Origin of the sequence: Streptomyces triticisoli, assembly GCF_003270085.1 — a bacterium.
In the GTDB taxonomy this organism is placed as follows: Bacteria; Actinomycetota; Actinomycetes; order Streptomycetales; family Streptomycetaceae; genus Streptomyces; species Streptomyces triticisoli.
This window is the reverse complement of record NZ_QFDQ01000055.1, coordinates 1-16,982: the sequence shown is the minus strand read 5'-3', so window position 1 is coordinate 16,982 and position 16,982 is coordinate 1. Positions and strand designations below refer to the sequence as shown.

The following is a 16,982-nucleotide window of genomic DNA, read 5'->3' as shown; positions in this document are numbered from 1 at the left end:
ACCCGGCCGAGAGCAAGCTCACGCCGGCCGGAGGATCGAGGCGGTCAAGGCCTGCCGCAAGGCCACGGGCATCGGCCTGAGGGAGGCCAAGGAGACCGTCGGCCGGCTCACCACCTGATTCCCCGCCGGCCCCTCAAGCCTGGGCCCGCTCCTGGTGGTGGACCGTTGTGAGGCGGTCCGTGCTCAACAGGAGGGACTCGGTGGTGGTGTCCTCCGGCGGGGTGCCGAGGGCACCGGTGGTGAGGGTGATGGCGTCGTCGCCGAGGCGTACGGCGGCCACGTCGAGGGTGAGGGTGGCCAGGTCGCCGGTGAACGTCACGCGCAGGCCCTGGCGGGCGTCGCCGACCTCCGGGAGGGCGAGATCCGTGACCTGCACGTCCTGGAGGCCGGACCGGACGGTCGTCGCCATGAAGCGGGCACAGGTCTGCGGCAGGGTTCTCAGCCAGGCCAGGGCGCGGTCCGCGTCCGCCGCGCGCAGCGCGAACACCTGGTGGCGCAGCTGGGCCTCGTCGTCGCCGTCGTCGAAGGCGGCGACCGCGTGCGCTCCGGAGGGGGCGCCGAGCGGTTCGTCGGCGTAGAGGGCGTCCAGCAGGCGCTGGCAGTCGGGCACCTCGGTCTGCGCCTTGAGCACGCCGTCCCGCCAGGTCGCCGCCCCCTGGGTGGGCGCCCACACCGGGCCCAGGTCGGCCTCGGTGAGCAGCGCCTCCTGTGCCTGCTCCTGGGTGAGAGCGGTGGTCGGAGGCACGGAGACGGGGGCGGGGGCGGCCGGGCGGGTCACCGACGGGGAGGCGGCGGTCTCGGCGGCCCGGCCGGACCGCCCGGAGGTGCAGGCCGCCGCGGTCAGCAGGACGAGTGCGGCCAGGACCGAGGCGGGCAGGACACGGGCCGGGGGACGGGGCATACGGGGCCTCCGGAGGGGGTGCTGTTTCTCTCACCGCACCACCCGGCCGCCCCGCCCACCAGCGCGCCGGTCCGTCCGGGTGAGCGGCGCCGGGAAAACCGTTCGCGCGGACGCGCACCCCGCTGTTGGCGCCCCGCTCATGCGGCGCGCCCAGCCGTCCCCCATGACGACGACGCCGGACAGTGTCCCGGCGCGCTGACAACTGGGCTGGGCTGAGCTGGGCTGAGCTGGGCGAACAAGCCCCGGGACGGGCGTCGCCCGGGTGCCGTACCCGTCGAGGAGCTGCAGCGGCGGATCGGAATGGGAGTCTCCCTGCTCGTTCAAGAGCTTGGGGGAGGGTGGCCGCGCGCGGCAGCGGGCTGTGGGAGTGACGATGGGGGTGGGGCCGGTCCGACGGAAGGAGCCCTCGTGACCTCACGGCCCACCCCCGTGGTCATCGACTGCGACACCGGCGTCGACGACGCCCTCGCCCTGCTGTTCGCCGTCCGTCACCCGGGCCTCGACCTGCGCGCGGTCGGCTGTATCGCCGGGAACACGGACGTGGACCAGGTGGTACGGAACACGCTGACGGTCCTGGAACAGGCGGGCGCACCCGCCGTTCCCGTGGCCCGGGGTGCCGAGCGACCGCTGCTCGAACCCCTGCGCACCGCCCACCACGTGCACGGCCGTGACGGCATGGGCGACCTCGGGCTGCCCGCGCCGGCCCGGCGGCCCACCGAGGTGGACGCGGTGATGCTGATGCACCACGCGATCCTGGACTCGCCCCGCCCGGTCACGCTGATCCCCACCGCTCCCCTGACCAACATCGCCCTGCTGCTGCGCACCCACCCCGAGGTGACCCGCAACATCGAGCGGATCGTGTTCATGGGCGGCGCGGTGGCCACCGGAAACGCCACGCCGGTCGCCGAGTTCAACGTCTGGCACGACCCGGAGGCCGCCGCGATCCTGCTCACCGCCGGGGTGCCGACCACGATGTACGGCCTGGACGTGTTCCAGCGGGTGCTGGTGCCGGAGGCGGACGTACGGCGGCTGCGCGAGTGCGGTGAGCCCGGCGCCCGGCTGGCCGGGCGGCTGCTGTCCCACCGCGACCCGGCCACCGGCAACGACGTCCCCTACGGCGGCCTCGGCGACGCGGGCGCGGTGTGCTCGGTCGCCGACCCGGCGGGACTGACCACCCACCGGCTGCCGGTGGAGGTCGACCTGGCGCCGGGCCCGGCCCGCGGGCAGACGGTCGTCGACCGCCGCCCGCGCCCGGGCGAGGCGGAACTGCACGGCGAGACCCGCGAACAGCCCCTGGTGGACGTGGCGTTGGACATCGACGTCGAGCGGTACGTCAAGCTGTTCCTGGCCATCGTGGAGGGGCTGGACCCGCCCTGGACGTAGGGCCCGCGCGTCTCACGGGGCGCGGTTCACCGCCCGGCGTCGCGCGGCGACCACGACCGCCGCGCCGTCCGCAGGCGGCACCGCGCCGCCGCCTCCGGTCTCCGCCAGGTGACCACTGCCGCCGTTCGGGGTCGGAGCCCGGCTCGGGCTCGGTGACCATGTCCGCGTCCGTCCCCAGCAGGCGCCCGCCCCGCGGCTCACCCCACCTGCGGGCTGGGGGACTGCTGCGGGGCGGGCGCCTGCTGCGGGTCGGGGGTCTGCGGGCTGGGGGCCGGCTCGCCGGGGATCGCTATCGGGGTCGACGTGGCGGTCGGCGGCGGGGTGAGCACGACCATGGGCTGGCGGCCGGACGGGGGCGGCGGGGTCAGGTCCGATTCGGGCAGCTTCGGCGGGCTCGTCTGCATGTGCAGCGTCTGCTCGAAGTTGACCAGTCCGGTGGCCTCCAGAACCATGATGTGGTCGAGGACGGTGTCGTTGGCCTGGTTGGCGAGCTCGCGGATCAGGCTGTTCTTGGTCGTGGAGCGGACCTTCGCGATGGTGTTGAAGATCGCGCCGTGTGTCATGCGCATGGTGTTGGCCAGCTCGGAGTCGAAATCCTTGCCGCTCTTGTTCGAGATCGTGACGATGAAGCCCTCCTGCTGCGGGCTGGCCACGTTCGGCAGCGTGATGTTGAGCAAGGGGGCGATCCTGCGGCAGCTGGCGTCCAGCGCCGCGTGACCGTCGACCAGGTGCTCGCCCGCGGTGACGACCTCCGGGGTCGTCCCCTTCTTCAGGGCTATCTGACCGAGGGGGTACTCCCACAGTCCGGCCGCGCGCACCTTGACCACGAAGTCCCGGTCCGACTCCGTCAGCGGCCCCCACTCCGTCTGGGCGATGATCCGGTCGCCGTCGCTGGAGACCTTGTCCAGACCGAGCATGGCCGGGTAGGCGAGTGCGGCCAGGGTCAGGCTGAGGGCACCGCCCACGAAGAGAGTTCCCGTCGCGTTCCGCGAAAAGCGCACCGTGCCTCCAACGCGGTCGTGGATCCGCCCGGAGGCGGTTCGAACACCCACTGATACGTGCGGGGAAGCGTAAAGAATCTTTTGATTTGGTAAAAACCCGCCGTCAGTGATGTGACGCTTGTCACTCGTCGGTGGGGTCCTCGCTCGCCGTGTTCCGTCGGCGCCGGGCGCCCGCCGCCAGGCACGCGCCTCGGCGCGCCCGGCTGCCTCAGTGGCGCCGCGTGGCTACCGGGGCGCCGTCCAGCGGGGGGCCGTGCGGGACCAGGCCGCGGCCCAGGCGGAGAGGTTGCGGCGGCGCAGTATCAGGGCGGTGAGCCCGTACGTGGCCGCGCCGACGGCGCAGACGGTCAGGGCGGCGATGATCGCCCAGCCCATGCTGCGGCTGCGGATCTGGTCGTCGGTCATGGGCGGCTCGGTGATCCGCCCGTCCGTGTCCGCCCACACGTCGACGCCGCTGCCGGCGGACAGGCCGGGATGGACGTCGGCCTGCGCGGTGCGGGTATGGCCGCCCGGGTCGGTGAAGCGCACCTGGACCGGGTAGCGGGTCTGCTTCGCCTCCTCCGAGCCCGGCTCGGGGTGGCGGGGGGCGTCGTGGACGAGCACCGCGGTGGTCAGCCACCGCGTCTGTTCCTGGTGGTCGGCGGTCCGGGCGTAGTGTCGGAAGGCCGCGTCGCCGACGAGGAACATGGCCGCGGGCACGGCGGCCAGCACGACCAGCAGCAGGCCGAGACCGAGCCACGCCTGCAGCAGGTCGGTGGGGCGGCGCAGCGGATTGCGCCGCAGGCGCCACAGTTTGACGCGCGGGAGTTCTTCGGGGACCGGGTCTTCGGAGGGCAGGTTCTCGGAGGGCGGCTGTGCCTGGGGGAGGCCGCCGGACATGGTGTGACTCTCCTTCCTGGGATTCCTGGATTCCTGGTTTTCTAGGACGACTTCGGCTCGGAGGGGGCGGAGTCCTCGTCCGAGGAGTGGTCGCGGGCGGACCGCAGGAGTGTGGCGGCGCCGCGGACGGCGGCGGTGTGCGGCGCCGCCACGGCTCTGAGGGGCGCGTGCAGCCTGCCGGTGAGGTGGTAGGTGATCTCGGGACGCAGGGCGCCCCCGCCGGCCAGCAGCGCGCCCCGGCGCAGGGCGTCGATGGTCAGCGACGTACGGTCCTGCCGCAGCATCGCGGTCACCATGGTGGCCACCGCGTCGCAGATCTGCAGCGGCGAGGCGGTGTCGAGGTCGGTGGTGCCCAGCGCGGTGCGGCGCGCGTCGACGACGGCACCCTCGGACAGCAGCACCACCTCGGTGAGATGCGCGCCGATGTCCACCACGAGCAGCGGACGCGACATGTCCGCGCCCGCGGCCAGCGCCACGGCCCGAGCGCTGGGGATGGTGAGGACGCCGCGCGGCCGCAGCACCTCCACCGCCGTACGGGCCTCGTTGCGGTAGGCGACGCCGTCCAGCACGGGAGCGGTGACGACGACCAGCGGGCGGGTGAAGCGGGGCAGCCGGTGGCCGAGCAGGCGCTCGAGCATCCGGGCGGTGCCCTCGGTGTCGATGATCGTGCCGCGCTGGATCGGGTAGACCGCGCCGACGCCGGGGAAGGTCACCGTGGGGACGTCGATGACCAGTCCCCGGCCGGCGACCCAGGCGCGGGTGCGGGCGCTGCCCATGTCGAGGGCGACACCGCAGCCCTGCCGGCCCAGCGGCCACGGTCGGTTCCGGGGGGCGGCGGAGGCGGCGCGCGAGCGCTGGGTCATGGTCACCGTCCGGCCTCCCTGACCTGCTGGCAGCGCGCGCAGTAGCGGGCCTGCGGCACGATCGTCAGACGTTCCCGTTCGATGGGACGCCGGCACAGGTGGCAGGCGCCGTAGCTGCCCTCGTCCATGCGTGCCAGGGCGGCCTCGACATCGGCGAGGACCATGCGGGCGGAGGCCGCGAGTTTGACGCGGACCTCCACCTGCGAGGCCGCCTGCCGCTGAAGCACCGTGTCCGCGCGGGATGTCGCGACGGCCGAGAACTGCTGCAGCTGCTCCTGGCGGAACAGCCGCTGCTCATTGAGGTTCTCGCGGAGCGCGGCGAGGTCCTCGGGCGTCAGGCGCGTGTCGCGGTCGCCGATGATCTGGTTGTTCACCACTTCACCCCTTGGGCAGGGCGGGAGACGAGGGCAGGGCGGAAGACGAGGGCAGGGCGGGAGAAGAGGATCAGGCGGTACGGCGCCGGCAGGAGACGCAGTGACCCGTGTAGGGCAGGATCTCCAGGCGCTCCGCGGGGACCGGCTTGCCGCAGTCCAGGCAGGTTCCGTAGGTGCCGTCCTCGATACGGGCGAACGCCTCGTCGATCTCCTTCAGGACGCGCTCGATGGCCTCCCGCTGGGAGGACATCAGGTGGTCCTCCGCCGTCTGCCCGGTCTCACCGAGGGCCTCCAGCTGGACCAGCCGGGTCCCGCGGGCGTGTTCCAGACGCTGGCGGGCCTCCTCGGCGGCCACGCGCTCAAGGCGGGGTTCGGTCCGGGCGGCGTCGAGCGACATCGTCAGTGCCTTTCTGTCAGCATGGTCTGCGTAGCCCGCGTGGTCCGCGGGGCTGCGTGGACCGCATGGTCCGCATGAGGGGACGGAGGTCGGTCACATCCCCACCCTGGACGACCGGGCCGAGGTTTCCCATCGGGTCCAGGACCCATTTGCGGGTGGTCCGGGAGTCCAGTCGGTGGAGGCATGGGCAGGCCGTGCCCGGTCAAATGGGGACCGTGCCCCATCGCTCCCCGGCGGTCGGCGGCGGCACACTGGCGGATGGCCCGGTCGGGACCGGCAGGTCCGGTCGGGACCAGGGCTCGTCCTGTCGGACGGATCCCGGGGGCCGCGGCTCGTCCGGGGTGCGCGATGCCCGACAGTGGAGGCAGACCGCGTCACGGAAGGAGGCGTAACCCCGGTGTCCCTGTTCTGGCGGATCTTCGGGCTCAACGCCGTGGTGCTGGGTGTGGCCACCGCGCTGCTGCTGTGGGCCCCGGTGACCGTCTCGGTACCGGTGGTGCTGACCGAGGCGATCATCCTGGTGGTCGGCCTGGCCGTCATGCTGGTCGCCAACGCCGCTCTGCTGCGGTGGGGGCTGGCCCCGCTGGACCGGCTGACGAAGCTGATGACCACGGTGGACCTGCTGCGCCCCGGTCAGCGGCTTCCGGTGCACGGCGGCGGTGAGGTCTCCGAGCTGATCCGTACGTTCAACGCGATGCTGGACCGGCTGGAGCGCGAGCGGGCCACGAGCAGCGCGCGGGTGCTGCTCGCCCAGGAGGCCGAGCGGCGCCGTATCGCGCAGGAACTGCACGACGAGGTGGGCCAGAGCATGACAGCGATCCTGCTGGCGCTCAAGCGGGCCGCGGACGAGGCCCGACCGCCGCTGCGCGACGAACTGCAGCAGGCGCAGGAGATCACCCGGGGCAGCCTGGACGAGGTCCGCCGGCTGGTGCGCCGACTGCGGCCCGGGGTCCTGGACGACCTCGGTCTGGTGGCCGCGCTGACCTCGCTGACCAGCGATTTCGCCACCCACACCGGGCTGCGGCTGGTACGGCGCTTCGCCACCGATCTGCCCTCTCTGGAACCGGAGACCGAGCTTGTCCTCTACCGTGTCGCACAGGAGAGCCTGACCAACGCGGCCCGGCACGCGGACGCCGAACGGATCGTGGTCAGCCTGCGGCGCACCGACGGTGCCGTGGAGCTGGCCATCACCGACGACGGACGTGGCATCAAGGCCGCGTGCGAAGGCGCCGGCATCCGCGGCATGCGCGAGCGGGCCCTGCTCATCGGGGCCCGTCTCGACATCGCCGCCGCCCCTGTGGCCGGAACCCAGGTCCGGCTGACCGCGCCCGTCCCCAGGAAGCAGCCCTGATCATGTCCGACCCGACCAAGATCCGTATCCTGCTCGCCGACGACCACGCCCTGGTACGGCGGGGGGTGCGGCTGATCCTCGACCGGGAACCGGACCTGGAGGTGGTCGCCGAGGCCGGTGACGGCGCGGAGGCCATCGAGATGGCCCGCACCCACGACGTGGACCTCGCGGTCCTGGACATCGCGATGCCCCGCCTGACCGGTCTGCAGGCCACGCGCGAGCTGGTGGCGCTCAAGCCGGACCTGCGGATCCTGATGCTCACGATGCACGACAACGAGCAGTACTTCTTCCAGGCGCTGAAGGCCGGGGCCAGCGGGTACGTGCTGAAGTCCGTCGCCGACCAGGACCTGGTCGCCGCCTGCCGGGCCGCGATGCGCGACGAGCCGTTCCTCTACCCCGGGGCGGTGACCGCGCTGATCCGCAACTACCTCGACCGGGTCCGCCACGGCGAGGAGACCCCGGACCAGGTCCTGACGCCCCGTGAGGAGGAGGTCCTGAAACTGGTGGCCGAGGGGCACTCCTCGAAGGAAATCGGTGAGATCCTCTTCATCAGCATCAAGACCGTGCAGCGGCATCGTGCCAACCTGTTGCAGAAGCTCGGTCTGCGCGACCGTCTCGACCTCACCCGCTACGCCATCCGCGCCGGTCTGATCGAACCCTGACCGCGCTCCACGACCACCCCGGTCGCACTCCGGGTCCGACACCCGCGCCCACAGGAAGGGGACGCTGCATGCACCACGCTCCACGTGGCGCCCCCAGCCATCCCCTGGCCCTCCTGACAACGGTCCTCCTCACCCTCCTCGCCCTCTTCACGGGCAGCCCGTCCCCGCATCCCGCGACGGAGGTATCCGCCGCGGACGGCGACACGGGCACCCTGCCCGCCCCGGCGCACGCGGACCACCACCCCGCCGCGCCCCCCGCCCAGCAGCACCCCGACCCCGCGGACGCGGGCGGGGACGCCGGCCGGGGAGACCCTCCCGGCGGTGCTCCGCGGACCGGCGAGCAGTGCGGGGCCGTGTGCTCCCTGCAGAGCGGAACGCGGCAGGAGACGCACGGGGAGCGGCCGCCCCAGCACGCGCAGCCGGCGACGGCCGTGCAGGAGGCGGTGGTGGCCGCGCCCCCGAGCCGGCGCGTGACAGCGGCGCACGGGTACGTACCGTGCCCGGTGGGGCACGTGATCCAGGCCGGCGGACGGGCGCCGCCCGGTGGCTGCGGCATCTGACGTTCCTGTTCTGTTCGCCGTTCGAACCGCCGTGACCGCGTCGGCCGTGGTCGTGGTGTGCCCGCCGGAGGCTTTTCGTTGATTCGTTCAAACAAGGTGAGGGCGTTGTTCGCCCTCATCGTGATCGCCCTGTCCGTCTATATCGCCGTCACCGTTCCGGTCCGCCTCGGACTCGACCTGCGGGGCGGCACCCAGATCGTCCTGGAAACCAAGTCCACCCCGACCACCAAGGCCGACAGCGCGGCCACCGACCGCACCCTGGAAGTGCTCCGCGGCCGGGTCGACGCGCTCGGTGTGGCCGAGCCGACCCTCGTCCGCTCGGGCAACAACCGGATCATCGTCGAGCTGCCCGGCGTCCAGGACCCGAAGAAGGCGGCCGATGTGCTCGGCCGTACCGCCCAGCTGACCTTCCACCCGGTGCTCGGCGTGGCCGACCCCACCGAGGATCCCGCCAAGTCCAAGCCCGGGCAGTCGAAGGAGCTCGTGCTCCCCGACGAGTCGGGGCAGAAGCTGCGCCTGCAGAAGACCGCCATGACCGGTCAGGACGTCAAGGGCGCCGACGCACGCTTCGACCAGGAGACGGGTGCCGGCTGGCACGTCACCATCGACTTCAACAAGGCGGGACGCAGCGGCTGGGCCAAGCTGACCGGTGAGGCCGCCTGCAAGCCGATGGGCGACCCCATGCGTCGGGTGGCCATCGTGCTCGACGACCGGATCATCTCCTCCCCGCAGGTCGACGCGTCGGTTCCCTGCGGTACGGGCATCGCGGACGGCTCCACGCGGATCACCGGCTCCTTCAGCGACGCCGACGCCCGCGAGCTGGCCCTGCTGATCAGCGGCGGTGCCCTGCCCGTGCCGGTCGAGACGGTCGAACAGCACACCGTCGGCCCGACCCTGGGCGCCGACGCCATCGAGGCCACCGCCTGGGCCGCGGTGATCGGCACCGCGTTGACCGCGCTGTTCATCATCACCGTCTACCGGCTCACCGGCTTCCTCGCGACCGTGGCCCTGGTCTGCTACGGCGTGATCTCCTACGCCGCCCTGGCCGGCCTCGGCGCCACCCTGACCCTGCCGGGCCTGGCCGGTTTCGTGCTGGCGATCGGCATGGCCGTGGACGCCAACGTGCTCGTCTTCGAACGCGCCCGGGAGGAGTACGCCGGCATGCACCGGCCCAGCACGCGCTCGGCCCTCACCGCCGGCTTCCGCAACGCCTTCAGCGCGATCGCCGACTCCAACATCACCACGCTGATCGCGGCCGGACTGCTGTTCTTCCTGTCCACCGGCCCGGTGCGCGGCTTCGCCGTCACCCTCGCCATCGGTGTCATCGCCTCGATGATCAGCGCCCTGGTGATCACCCGGGTGCTCGCCGAGTTCGCCGTGTCCCGCCGGTCGGTGCGCCGCCGCCCGCTGTTCACGGGCCTGGCGACCACCGGCCGGGTGCGCGACTTTCTCGTGCGGCGCGACCCGCAGCTGATGAAGAGCCCGCGCCGCTGGCTGGCCGTCTCCGCGGTCGTGCTCGTGCTCGCCGGTACGGGCATCGCGGTCCGGGGCCTGAACTTCGGTCTGGAGTTCACCGGCGGCCGGATGATCGAGTACAGCACCAGCACCCCCGTGGACCCCGAACGGGCCCGCACCGCCCTCGCCGACGCCGGGTTCCCCGGCATGGTCGTGCAGTCCTCCGGCGACAACGGACTGTCCGTGCGCACCGAGCAGCTGACCAACGCCGAGGCGTCCAAGGTCGCCGACACCATCGGCACCCTCGGTGGCGAGACGGAGAAGGTCCGTGACGAGCTGATCGGCCCGAGCATCGGCGAGGAGCTGCGCCGCAACGCCCTCATCGCTCTCTCCGTGGCCCTCGGCGCCCAGCTGCTGTACCTCGCCGCCCGCTTCCGCTGGCTGTTCGGCTCCGCCGCGGTCGTCACGCTCGCGCACGACGTGCTCATCCTCGTCGGCGTCTTCGCGTGGCTGGGCAAGCCCATCGACGGCGTGTTCCTGGCGTCCCTGCTCACCGTCATCGGCTACTCCGTCAACGACTCGGTCGTCGTCTTCGACCGCATCCGGGAGCTGGTCCGGCGGAACCGCAAGGCGCCCCTGCCCGAGGTCTGCAACAAGGCGATCCTGCAGACCGTGCCCCGCACCGTCAACACGGGCATGGGCGCCCTGCTGATCCTCGCCACCCTGGCGGTGTTCGGCGGGGACTCGCTGACCGACTTCGCGCTCGCGCTGCTCATCGGCCTGGTGGTCGGCACCTACTCCTCGGTGCTCACCGCGACCCCGCTCGCCATCGAGTTCAGCAACCGGCGGGGGAGCACCCCGAGCCGACCGCAGCGCCGCAAGCCGGCGGCCCGCCGTCCCGCACAGGGCGCGCAGGTCTGATTCGGCCGTTCCGGTGGGCGGTGCACCCCGCCGCCCGCCGGAAATGGGTGCTGCGACCGATGGCCGCGGCTTTTGTACCGGGCCAGTCTGGAAGGGCAGGAGGGGGGCCGCGTCACCGCGGCCCCCCTCGTCACCGGCTCTTGCCAGAAGGGACCGTATCGCCGATGTCGTTGGAGACCACCCGCAGTGACTCCGCGGCCGAGCGCATGAGCGCGCACGAGGCCCGGCAGCGCCTGGAACACGAGCGCAACTCCCGCCTCGCACAGATGCGGGCCATCGAGGAGAGCGCCAACGGCGGTCAGGAGGCCGACGACCTCCTGAGCGCGCAGAAGACCGCCCTGAAGCGGGCGCTGAAGGACATCGAGGCCGCCTTCGGACGGCTGGACGACGGCTCGTACGGAAGCTGCGAGGACTGCGCCGAGCCCATCCCGGTGGAACGGCTGGAGATCCTGCCGTACGCCCGCTGCTGCGTGCCCTGCCAGCAGCGCGCCGGCTGACCGGCGGCCCCCTCCACGCGGCTCCTCGAACCGAGCCGCGGTGCGGCGGTGCGGGGCAACAGGGAGGAGACGTGCCCTCCGGCGGACGCCCGTCCACGCCGGCGGGCGCCCGGGCGGGAGTGGTTCCGGTGGCCGGGGCGGGGCCGTCCGCTCGTGTCCCGGGTGACGACGCCCGGCCCACCACCACTTACCCTGAACTCATCAGAGGGAGGGGGAGCCGACGATGCGCTGGATCTGGTGGGTGGTGATCCTGTTCTGGACGGGCGGTTTCGCCTGGTTCGCCGACACCGTCCGCACCGCGCTGCGCAACCGGCACGAGCGGAAGCTGGAGCTGATGGAGGCGGCGAAGGCGGAGCGGCTGGCCGTGGAGGCGGCGCACAAGCCGCCGGAGCCGGTGTGCGGGTGCACCCACCACCTGGCCAAGCACGACAGGAACGGCCGCTGCCACGAGCGCGTCGAGGTCCCGACCGCCTGGGACGAGAACAAGAAACCCCTGCGCTTCGAGCCGGGCGAGTGCAACTGCCAGCAGTACGTGGGTCCTCAGCCGCTGTCCCAGGTGTACGCCGACGAACTCACCGACCGCGCCTGACCCCCGGCGCCCCACGCCACCGTCACGGCTCCGCCTGCCCGGGGCCCGCCCCGGCCGGGTCGCGGTCGGTGAAGCTCGCGAAGTACGCCGCTGCCATGTCCTCCTCCCCGTGCCCCCGGGCGGCGGCGCGGGCGAAGCGCTCGGCGCTCGCGGCGGCCACGTCGAGGCGGACGCCGTGGAGCTCGCCGGCCCGGACGATCAGACGGGCGTCCTTCTCCGCGGTGGTCACCGCGAAGCTCGGCGGGAGGAACCTCTCCTCCAGGATGACGCCGGCCTTGGCGTGCAGGTAGCCCATGTCGAGCGGGCCGCCCGCGATGAGGTCGAAGAAGTCCCGCGGGTCCACACCGAGCCCCTTGGCCAGGGCCAGCGTCTCGCCGGTCGCGGCGGTGACCGCGACGACCCAGCTGTTGGTCACCAGCTTCAGCCGCGTGGCGGTGGCCGCCGCGGCGTCCTCGCCGGTCCACACCGTACGGGCGCCGACCGCCTCGAACACCGGCGTCACCGCCGGCCGGCCCTCGACCGGTCCCGCCGCCAGCACGGTCAGCTGCCCGGCCTCGGCCGGCTGCTTGGTGCCCAGCACGGGCGCATCGTAGAGGACCAGGCCGTGCTCGCCGGCGAGGGCGGCCAGTTCGGTGACCGACTCCAGTCCCACCGTGGTCGACTGCGCCCACGCGGCGCCCCGGCGCAGCGCGGGGGCGGCCTCGCGCATGACGTCCAGGACCGTGCCGCCGTCGTGGAGCATCGTCAGGACCACGTCGGCGTCGCGCACCGCCTCGGCGGGGGTCCCGGCGACCTCGGCGCCGTCGGAGGCCAGCGGCTCGGCCTTGGCGCGGGTGCGGTTCCAGACCCGGACGGTGTGTCCGGCGCGCACGAGGTTGCGGGCCATCGCGGCGCCCATGATCCCGGTGCCCAGGACGGCCACGGTACGGGTGTCGGTCATGTTGTCCACCTTCCTGATCAGCGCTGATCCCTGCGGCGGGTGTCGCGCGGGCTCCGTGCCCGGCGCCCGCGCGGGTGACGTACGGTGCGGGTACCCCTCCCCGGCCGGAGGCGGGGACGAAGCCGTGATCCTCACATCACCGGCCGCCCCATGTTTGACGGGGCCCCGTCATCATCCGGCATGGAAGACCTGCCGAACATTGCCGGAAACAGGCAATGCGTGCGCAGTGAACCTAATGACAGAATGCGGTACGGGGAGCACCGCGGACGGTTCCGGTGCCGGACACCGGCAGGTGCCCGGCCTGGAACCGGCAGGGGGAATGTCCGCCATCCGGTGTGCCGCAGGCTGAACGAGGGGGAACACTCCGCGGCGCACCCCCCGCTCGCCCGGCGCCCGTACACCGCGCCGGCCATCGCAGGGTCCCGGCCCCGGCCACCCCGGGCTCGCCCTTACTCACCGTCCCTCACATCAAGGACGTATGCCATGGATGTCATCGGCGCACTCGCCGCGGCCTGCCTGATCCTCGCTCTGCTCGTGCTGTTCACCTTCTCCCGGCTGTTCCGGAAGGTGGAACAGGGCAAGGCCCTGATCGTCTCCAAGATGCGCAAGGTCGACGTGACCTTCACCGGGCAGATCGTCCTGCCGGTGCTGCACAAGGCCGAGGTGATGGACATCTCGGTGAAGGCCATCGAGATCACGCGCACCGGCCGCGAGGGGCTCATCTGCCAGGACAACATCCGCGCCGACATCCGCATCACGTTCTTCGTCCGGGTCAACAAGACCGTCCAGGACGTCGTCAAGGTCGCCCAGGCCGTCGGCACCGCCCGCGCCAGCGACCGGGACACGCTGCAGGAGCTGTTCCACGCCAAGTTCTCCGAGGCGCTGAAGACCGTCGGCAAGCAGATGGACTTCACCGACCTCTACACCAAGCGCGAGGAGCTGCGGTACCGGATCATCGAGGTCATCGGTGTCGACCTGAACGGCTACCACCTCGAGGACGCGGCGATCGACTACCTGGAGCAGACGCCGCTGAACCAGCTCGACCCCGGCAACGTCCTCGACGCCCAGGGCATCCGCAAGATCACCGAGCTGACCGCCGTGGAGCACGTGCGCACCAACGAGGCGCAGCGCACCGAGGAGAAGGAGATCACCCGGCAGAACGTCGACGCGCGCGAGGCCATCCTGGAGCTGGAGCGCCGGCAGGTGGACGCCGAGATCAAGCAGAAGCGGGAGATCGAGACCGCCCGCGCCCGTGAGGAGGCCGAGACCGCCCGCGTGGTGGAGGAGGAGCGGCTGCGCGCGCAGAGCGCCTTCCTGCGCACCGAGGAGCAGCTCGGCGTCCAGCGCGAGAACCAGGCCCGCGAGGTCGCCGTCGCCGCGAAGAACCGCGAGCGGGTCATCGCCATCGAGAACGAGCGCATCGAGAAGGACCGTCTCCTGGAGGCCATCGCCCGTGAGCGGGAGACCCAGCTGACCCGGATCGCCGCCGACAAGGAGGTCGAGGCGGAGAAGCGGGAGATCGCCGAGGTCGTGCGCGAGCGGGTCGCGGTGGACCGTACGGTCGCCGAGCAGGAGGAGTCCATCAAGAAGCTGCGCGCCGTGGAGGAGGCGGAGCGCGAGCGCCAGGCCGTCATCATCGCTGCCGAGGCCGAGGCGCAGGAGAAGCTGGTCAAGGACATCAAGGCCGCCGAAGCCGCCGAGCAGGCCGCCGCCCACCGCGCGGCCGAGGAACTCACCCTGGCCGAGGCCCGGTTGAAGACCGCCGACCTGGACGCCCGCGCCAAGCTGCGCCTGGCCGAGGCCATCCAGGCCGAGGCCGCCGCCGAGGGGCTGGCCGCCGTGAAGGTCCGCGGGCAGGAGGCCGAGGTCATCGAGAAGGCCGGCCGCGCCGAGGCCGAGGCACTGCAGGCCCGGCTGCGCGCGGAGGCGGAGGGTGCCCAGGCCAAGGCTCTGGCCGAGGCCGCGGCGATCGGCGAGAAGCTGAAGGCCGAGGCGGAAGGCCTGACCGAGAAGGCGGCGGCGATGGCCGCCCTGGACGAGGCGTCCCGCGAGCACGAGGAGTACCGGCTGCGACTGCAGGCGGAGAAGGAGATCCGGCTGGCCGGGCTGGAGGCCCAGCGGCAGATCGCCGAGGCACAGGCCACGGTGCTGGCGACCGGCCTGGAGAACGCCGACATCGACATCGTCGGCGGCGAGTCGGTCTTCTTCGACCGGCTGGTGTCCGCGGTCTCGTTCGGCAAGGGCGTCGACGGGTTCGTCGAGCACTCCAGCACGGCGCAGGCACTGGTCAAGCCCTACCTGGACGGCTCGGCGAGCCTGCCGGACGACCTGGGCCGGATCCTCGGCTCCGTCTCCACGGCCGACGTGCAGAACCTGACCGTCTCCGCGCTGCTGATGAAGCTGATGAAGTCCGGCGGCAGCAACGCCGGGCAGCTGCAGCAACTCCTCGACCGCGCGGGCGAGCTGGGTCTGGCCGACACCCCGCTCACCGCCCTCAACGGCACCGTCAGGGCCTGAGAGCCTGTCGACCGGCGGGGTCCCGGGACGCCGTACTGGAGACGGCGGCCCGGGACCCGCATCTCCTCGTGAAAGGGACGCAGCACCCATGGCAACCGCCCTGGAGACGGGTTCGTACGACTCCGTGGACACCGGAACGTACGAGGTACTGCGCGACCGGCTCACCGCGCAGGCCGCCGAACTCGCCCGCGGCGCCGAACTCCTCAACGCCCGCCGGGCCGAGGAGTTCGGGGCCACGCGCCTGGAACTCACCGGCACCGGCCGGCTGCACACCGAGCACCCCAGCGTGCCCCGGGACGTCGTCGCCGTCGGCGACCACCTGCTGTTCGGCTACAACGGCACCCGCCCCGAGCCCGAGGTGGGCGATGTCCTCGCCCTGCACGACCGGGAGTTGAACCGGCTGCCCGAGGGCGCGGTGCCCGGACTCCTCGACGACCCCGCCTTCGTACGGGAGTTCGCGGCCCTGCACCGCTACTACCGGCAGACCCGCCTGCTGAGCCTGCGCCACGTCGACGGCCGGCTGCTGGCCGTGTTCCGCACCGGCGAGAAGGCCGACGACATCCGGGTGCTGCGCTGGACGCTCACCGCCGACGGCCGGGCGGAGTTCCTGGACGCGCGCGGCGAGCGCGACCACGTGCTGCCGCCCTCCCACGACTTCGAGTGGACCGGGGCGGGCCGCGAGGACCACGTGCTGGGCCGGCACCCGCACGTCTCGGTGTGCGGCGAGGTCTACGTCTCCACCGTCGGCGGCAGCCTCACCCTCAAGACCGAGAACGACACCGAGACCGGCGAGGGCATCCACAGCGAACCGGTCGACGAGCCCCTGCAGTCCCTGGCCGACGCCGACATCGCGCACGCGCGCGTGGGCGCGCTGATCCTGCTGAGGATCCGCCCCTACAAGGAGGAGACCCACCGCCACCTGGTCTTCAACACCCTCACCAGGACGGTCCTCCGCCTCGACGGCATCGGGCAGGCCTGCCGCCGCCTGCCCGACGACCAGGGCATCGTGTTCCCCGGCGGCTACTGCCTGGCCACCGGCGCCCACAAGACGTACGAACGGGACACCTCCGGCCTGGAGTTCGAGCGCGAGGTGCGCTCGCCGTACGGCGAGGACGTGCTGTACGCCTTCCACGCGCGCGCGGAGGGACGCAGCCTGCTGCTGTCGTACAACACCATCCGCGAGGAGGTCGCCACCCCGCTGTCCTGCCAGGGCTGGGCCCTGTTCGACGACGGCACGCTGACGGCGCTGCGCACCGACCCCTCGGCGGGCCCCGCCGAGCCGGGCCGCGTGCACCCGCTCCAGCTGTGGTCCTCCCCCTACGTCTCCGACACCCACGCCGCCACGACCGGCACCGGCCCCCTCGGCCGGGTCGGCAATGCCGACCTCGTACGCGGCATCTCCGACTGCCTGTCCATCAGCCGCGCCGTCGACGGGACCACGCCGACCGTCGAGGTGTACGAGGCGCTGGCCGCCGCCTGTGTGCGCGCCCTCGACAGCCACCACTGGCTCGGTGAGGAGGACCTGGGCGACCTGCGCACCCCGCTGGACGCCGTACGGGCCACCGCCGAGCAGGTGCTGGAGGAGTTCCGCACCGTACGGGCGCTGACCCGGCGGGCCGCCGACGCGCTCGAGGCCGCCGCCGAACGGCTCGCCGCGGTGGTGCGCCGGCTGCGCGGCGAGGCCCCGCGCGG

General features: G+C 72.7%; 16 protein-coding genes. 9 read left to right on the top strand and 7 right to left on the bottom strand.

Translation table 11 applies throughout. The features are described from left to right. Positions 1-133: 133 nt before the first annotated feature. A complete protein-coding gene (locus tag DEP02_RS10045; RefSeq protein ID WP_112466990.1) occupies positions 134-901 on the bottom strand; it encodes a hypothetical protein in 768 nt (255 codons plus the stop codon). Between the two features lie 408 nt (positions 902-1,309). Here DEP02_RS10045 and DEP02_RS10040 point away from each other — a divergent pair, with 408 nt between their 5' ends. Further along, positions 1,310-2,284 carry a nucleoside hydrolase gene (locus DEP02_RS10040; RefSeq protein ID WP_232839045.1) on the top strand — a complete coding sequence of 325 codons (975 nt, stop codon included), beginning with the start codon at positions 1,310-1,312 and terminating at the stop codon, positions 2,282-2,284. Between the two features lie 197 nt (positions 2,285-2,481). On the opposite strand, the gene DEP02_RS10035 is transcribed toward DEP02_RS10040, so the two are convergent. The 5 genes from DEP02_RS10035 to DEP02_RS10015 all read right to left on the bottom strand — a co-directional run bounded on the left by DEP02_RS10035 (position 2,482) and on the right by DEP02_RS10015 (position 5,798). Then, the gene (locus tag DEP02_RS10035; protein ID WP_112466988.1) at positions 2,482-3,249 is read right to left on the bottom strand and encodes a DUF4142 domain-containing protein; all 768 of its coding nucleotides are present in this window, start codon (positions 3,247-3,249) and stop codon (positions 2,482-2,484) included. Positions 3,250-3,510: 261 nt separating this feature from the next. Continuing rightward, positions 3,511-4,164 carry an Rv1733c family protein gene (locus tag DEP02_RS10030; protein ID WP_112466987.1) on the bottom strand — a complete coding sequence of 218 codons (654 nt, stop codon included), beginning with the start codon at positions 4,162-4,164 and terminating at the stop codon, positions 3,511-3,513. A 41-nt stretch (positions 4,165-4,205) separates the two neighbouring features. Beyond that, a complete protein-coding gene (locus DEP02_RS10025; RefSeq protein WP_112467032.1) occupies positions 4,206-5,027 on the bottom strand; it encodes a rod shape-determining protein in 822 nt (273 codons plus the stop codon). A 2-nt stretch (positions 5,028-5,029) separates the two neighbouring features. Further along, on the bottom strand, positions 5,030-5,404 hold the full coding sequence (locus DEP02_RS10020) for a TraR/DksA family transcriptional regulator (RefSeq protein ID WP_112466986.1): 375 nt from the start codon (positions 5,402-5,404) through the stop codon (positions 5,030-5,032). Positions 5,405-5,471: 67 nt separating this feature from the next. Then, complete coding sequence (locus DEP02_RS10015) at positions 5,472-5,798, bottom strand: TraR/DksA family transcriptional regulator (RefSeq protein ID WP_112466985.1); 327 nt, start codon at positions 5,796-5,798, stop codon at positions 5,472-5,474. A gap of 397 nt (positions 5,799-6,195) precedes the next feature. Between DEP02_RS10015 and DEP02_RS10010 the strand changes: the two genes are divergently transcribed. The 6 genes from DEP02_RS10010 to DEP02_RS09985 all read left to right on the top strand — a co-directional run bounded on the left by DEP02_RS10010 (position 6,196) and on the right by DEP02_RS09985 (position 11,833). Then, entirely contained in the window at positions 6,196-7,149 is a 954-nt protein-coding gene (locus DEP02_RS10010; RefSeq protein ID WP_198668371.1) for a HAMP domain-containing sensor histidine kinase, read from the top strand. 2 nt (positions 7,150-7,151) lie between these two features. Continuing rightward, complete coding sequence (locus tag DEP02_RS10005; RefSeq protein WP_112466984.1) at positions 7,152-7,811, top strand: response regulator; 660 nt, start codon at positions 7,152-7,154, stop codon at positions 7,809-7,811. 68 nt (positions 7,812-7,879) lie between these two features. Then, the gene (locus DEP02_RS10000) at positions 7,880-8,371 is read left to right on the top strand and encodes a hypothetical protein (protein ID WP_112466983.1); all 492 of its coding nucleotides are present in this window, start codon (positions 7,880-7,882) and stop codon (positions 8,369-8,371) included. Positions 8,372-8,476: 105 nt separating this feature from the next. Beyond that, on the top strand, positions 8,477-10,747 hold the full coding sequence (gene secD, locus DEP02_RS09995) for a protein translocase subunit SecD (RefSeq protein WP_438947743.1): 2,271 nt from the start codon (positions 8,477-8,479) through the stop codon (positions 10,745-10,747). 164 nt (positions 10,748-10,911) lie between these two features. Next, on the top strand, positions 10,912-11,244 hold the full coding sequence (locus DEP02_RS09990) for a TraR/DksA family transcriptional regulator (protein ID WP_112466981.1): 333 nt from the start codon (positions 10,912-10,914) through the stop codon (positions 11,242-11,244). A gap of 223 nt (positions 11,245-11,467) precedes the next feature. After that, a complete protein-coding gene (locus DEP02_RS09985) occupies positions 11,468-11,833 on the top strand; it encodes a hypothetical protein (protein ID WP_112466980.1) in 366 nt (121 codons plus the stop codon). A 22-nt stretch (positions 11,834-11,855) separates the two neighbouring features. On the opposite strand, the gene DEP02_RS09980 is transcribed toward DEP02_RS09985, so the two are convergent. Next, on the bottom strand, positions 11,856-12,773 hold the full coding sequence (locus tag DEP02_RS09980; RefSeq protein WP_112466979.1) for an NAD(P)-dependent oxidoreductase: 918 nt from the start codon (positions 12,771-12,773) through the stop codon (positions 11,856-11,858). A gap of 483 nt (positions 12,774-13,256) precedes the next feature. On the opposite strand from DEP02_RS09980, the gene DEP02_RS09975 reads away from it, so the two are divergent. Both DEP02_RS09975 and DEP02_RS09970 read left to right on the top strand, forming a co-directional pair. Then, on the top strand, positions 13,257-15,290 hold the full coding sequence (locus DEP02_RS09975; RefSeq protein WP_112466978.1) for an SPFH domain-containing protein: 2,034 nt from the start codon (positions 13,257-13,259) through the stop codon (positions 15,288-15,290). A gap of 88 nt (positions 15,291-15,378) precedes the next feature. Further along, the coding region (locus DEP02_RS09970) for a DNA repair ATPase (protein ID WP_198668370.1) at positions 15,379-16,982 on the top strand (1,604 nt) is incomplete at its 3' end.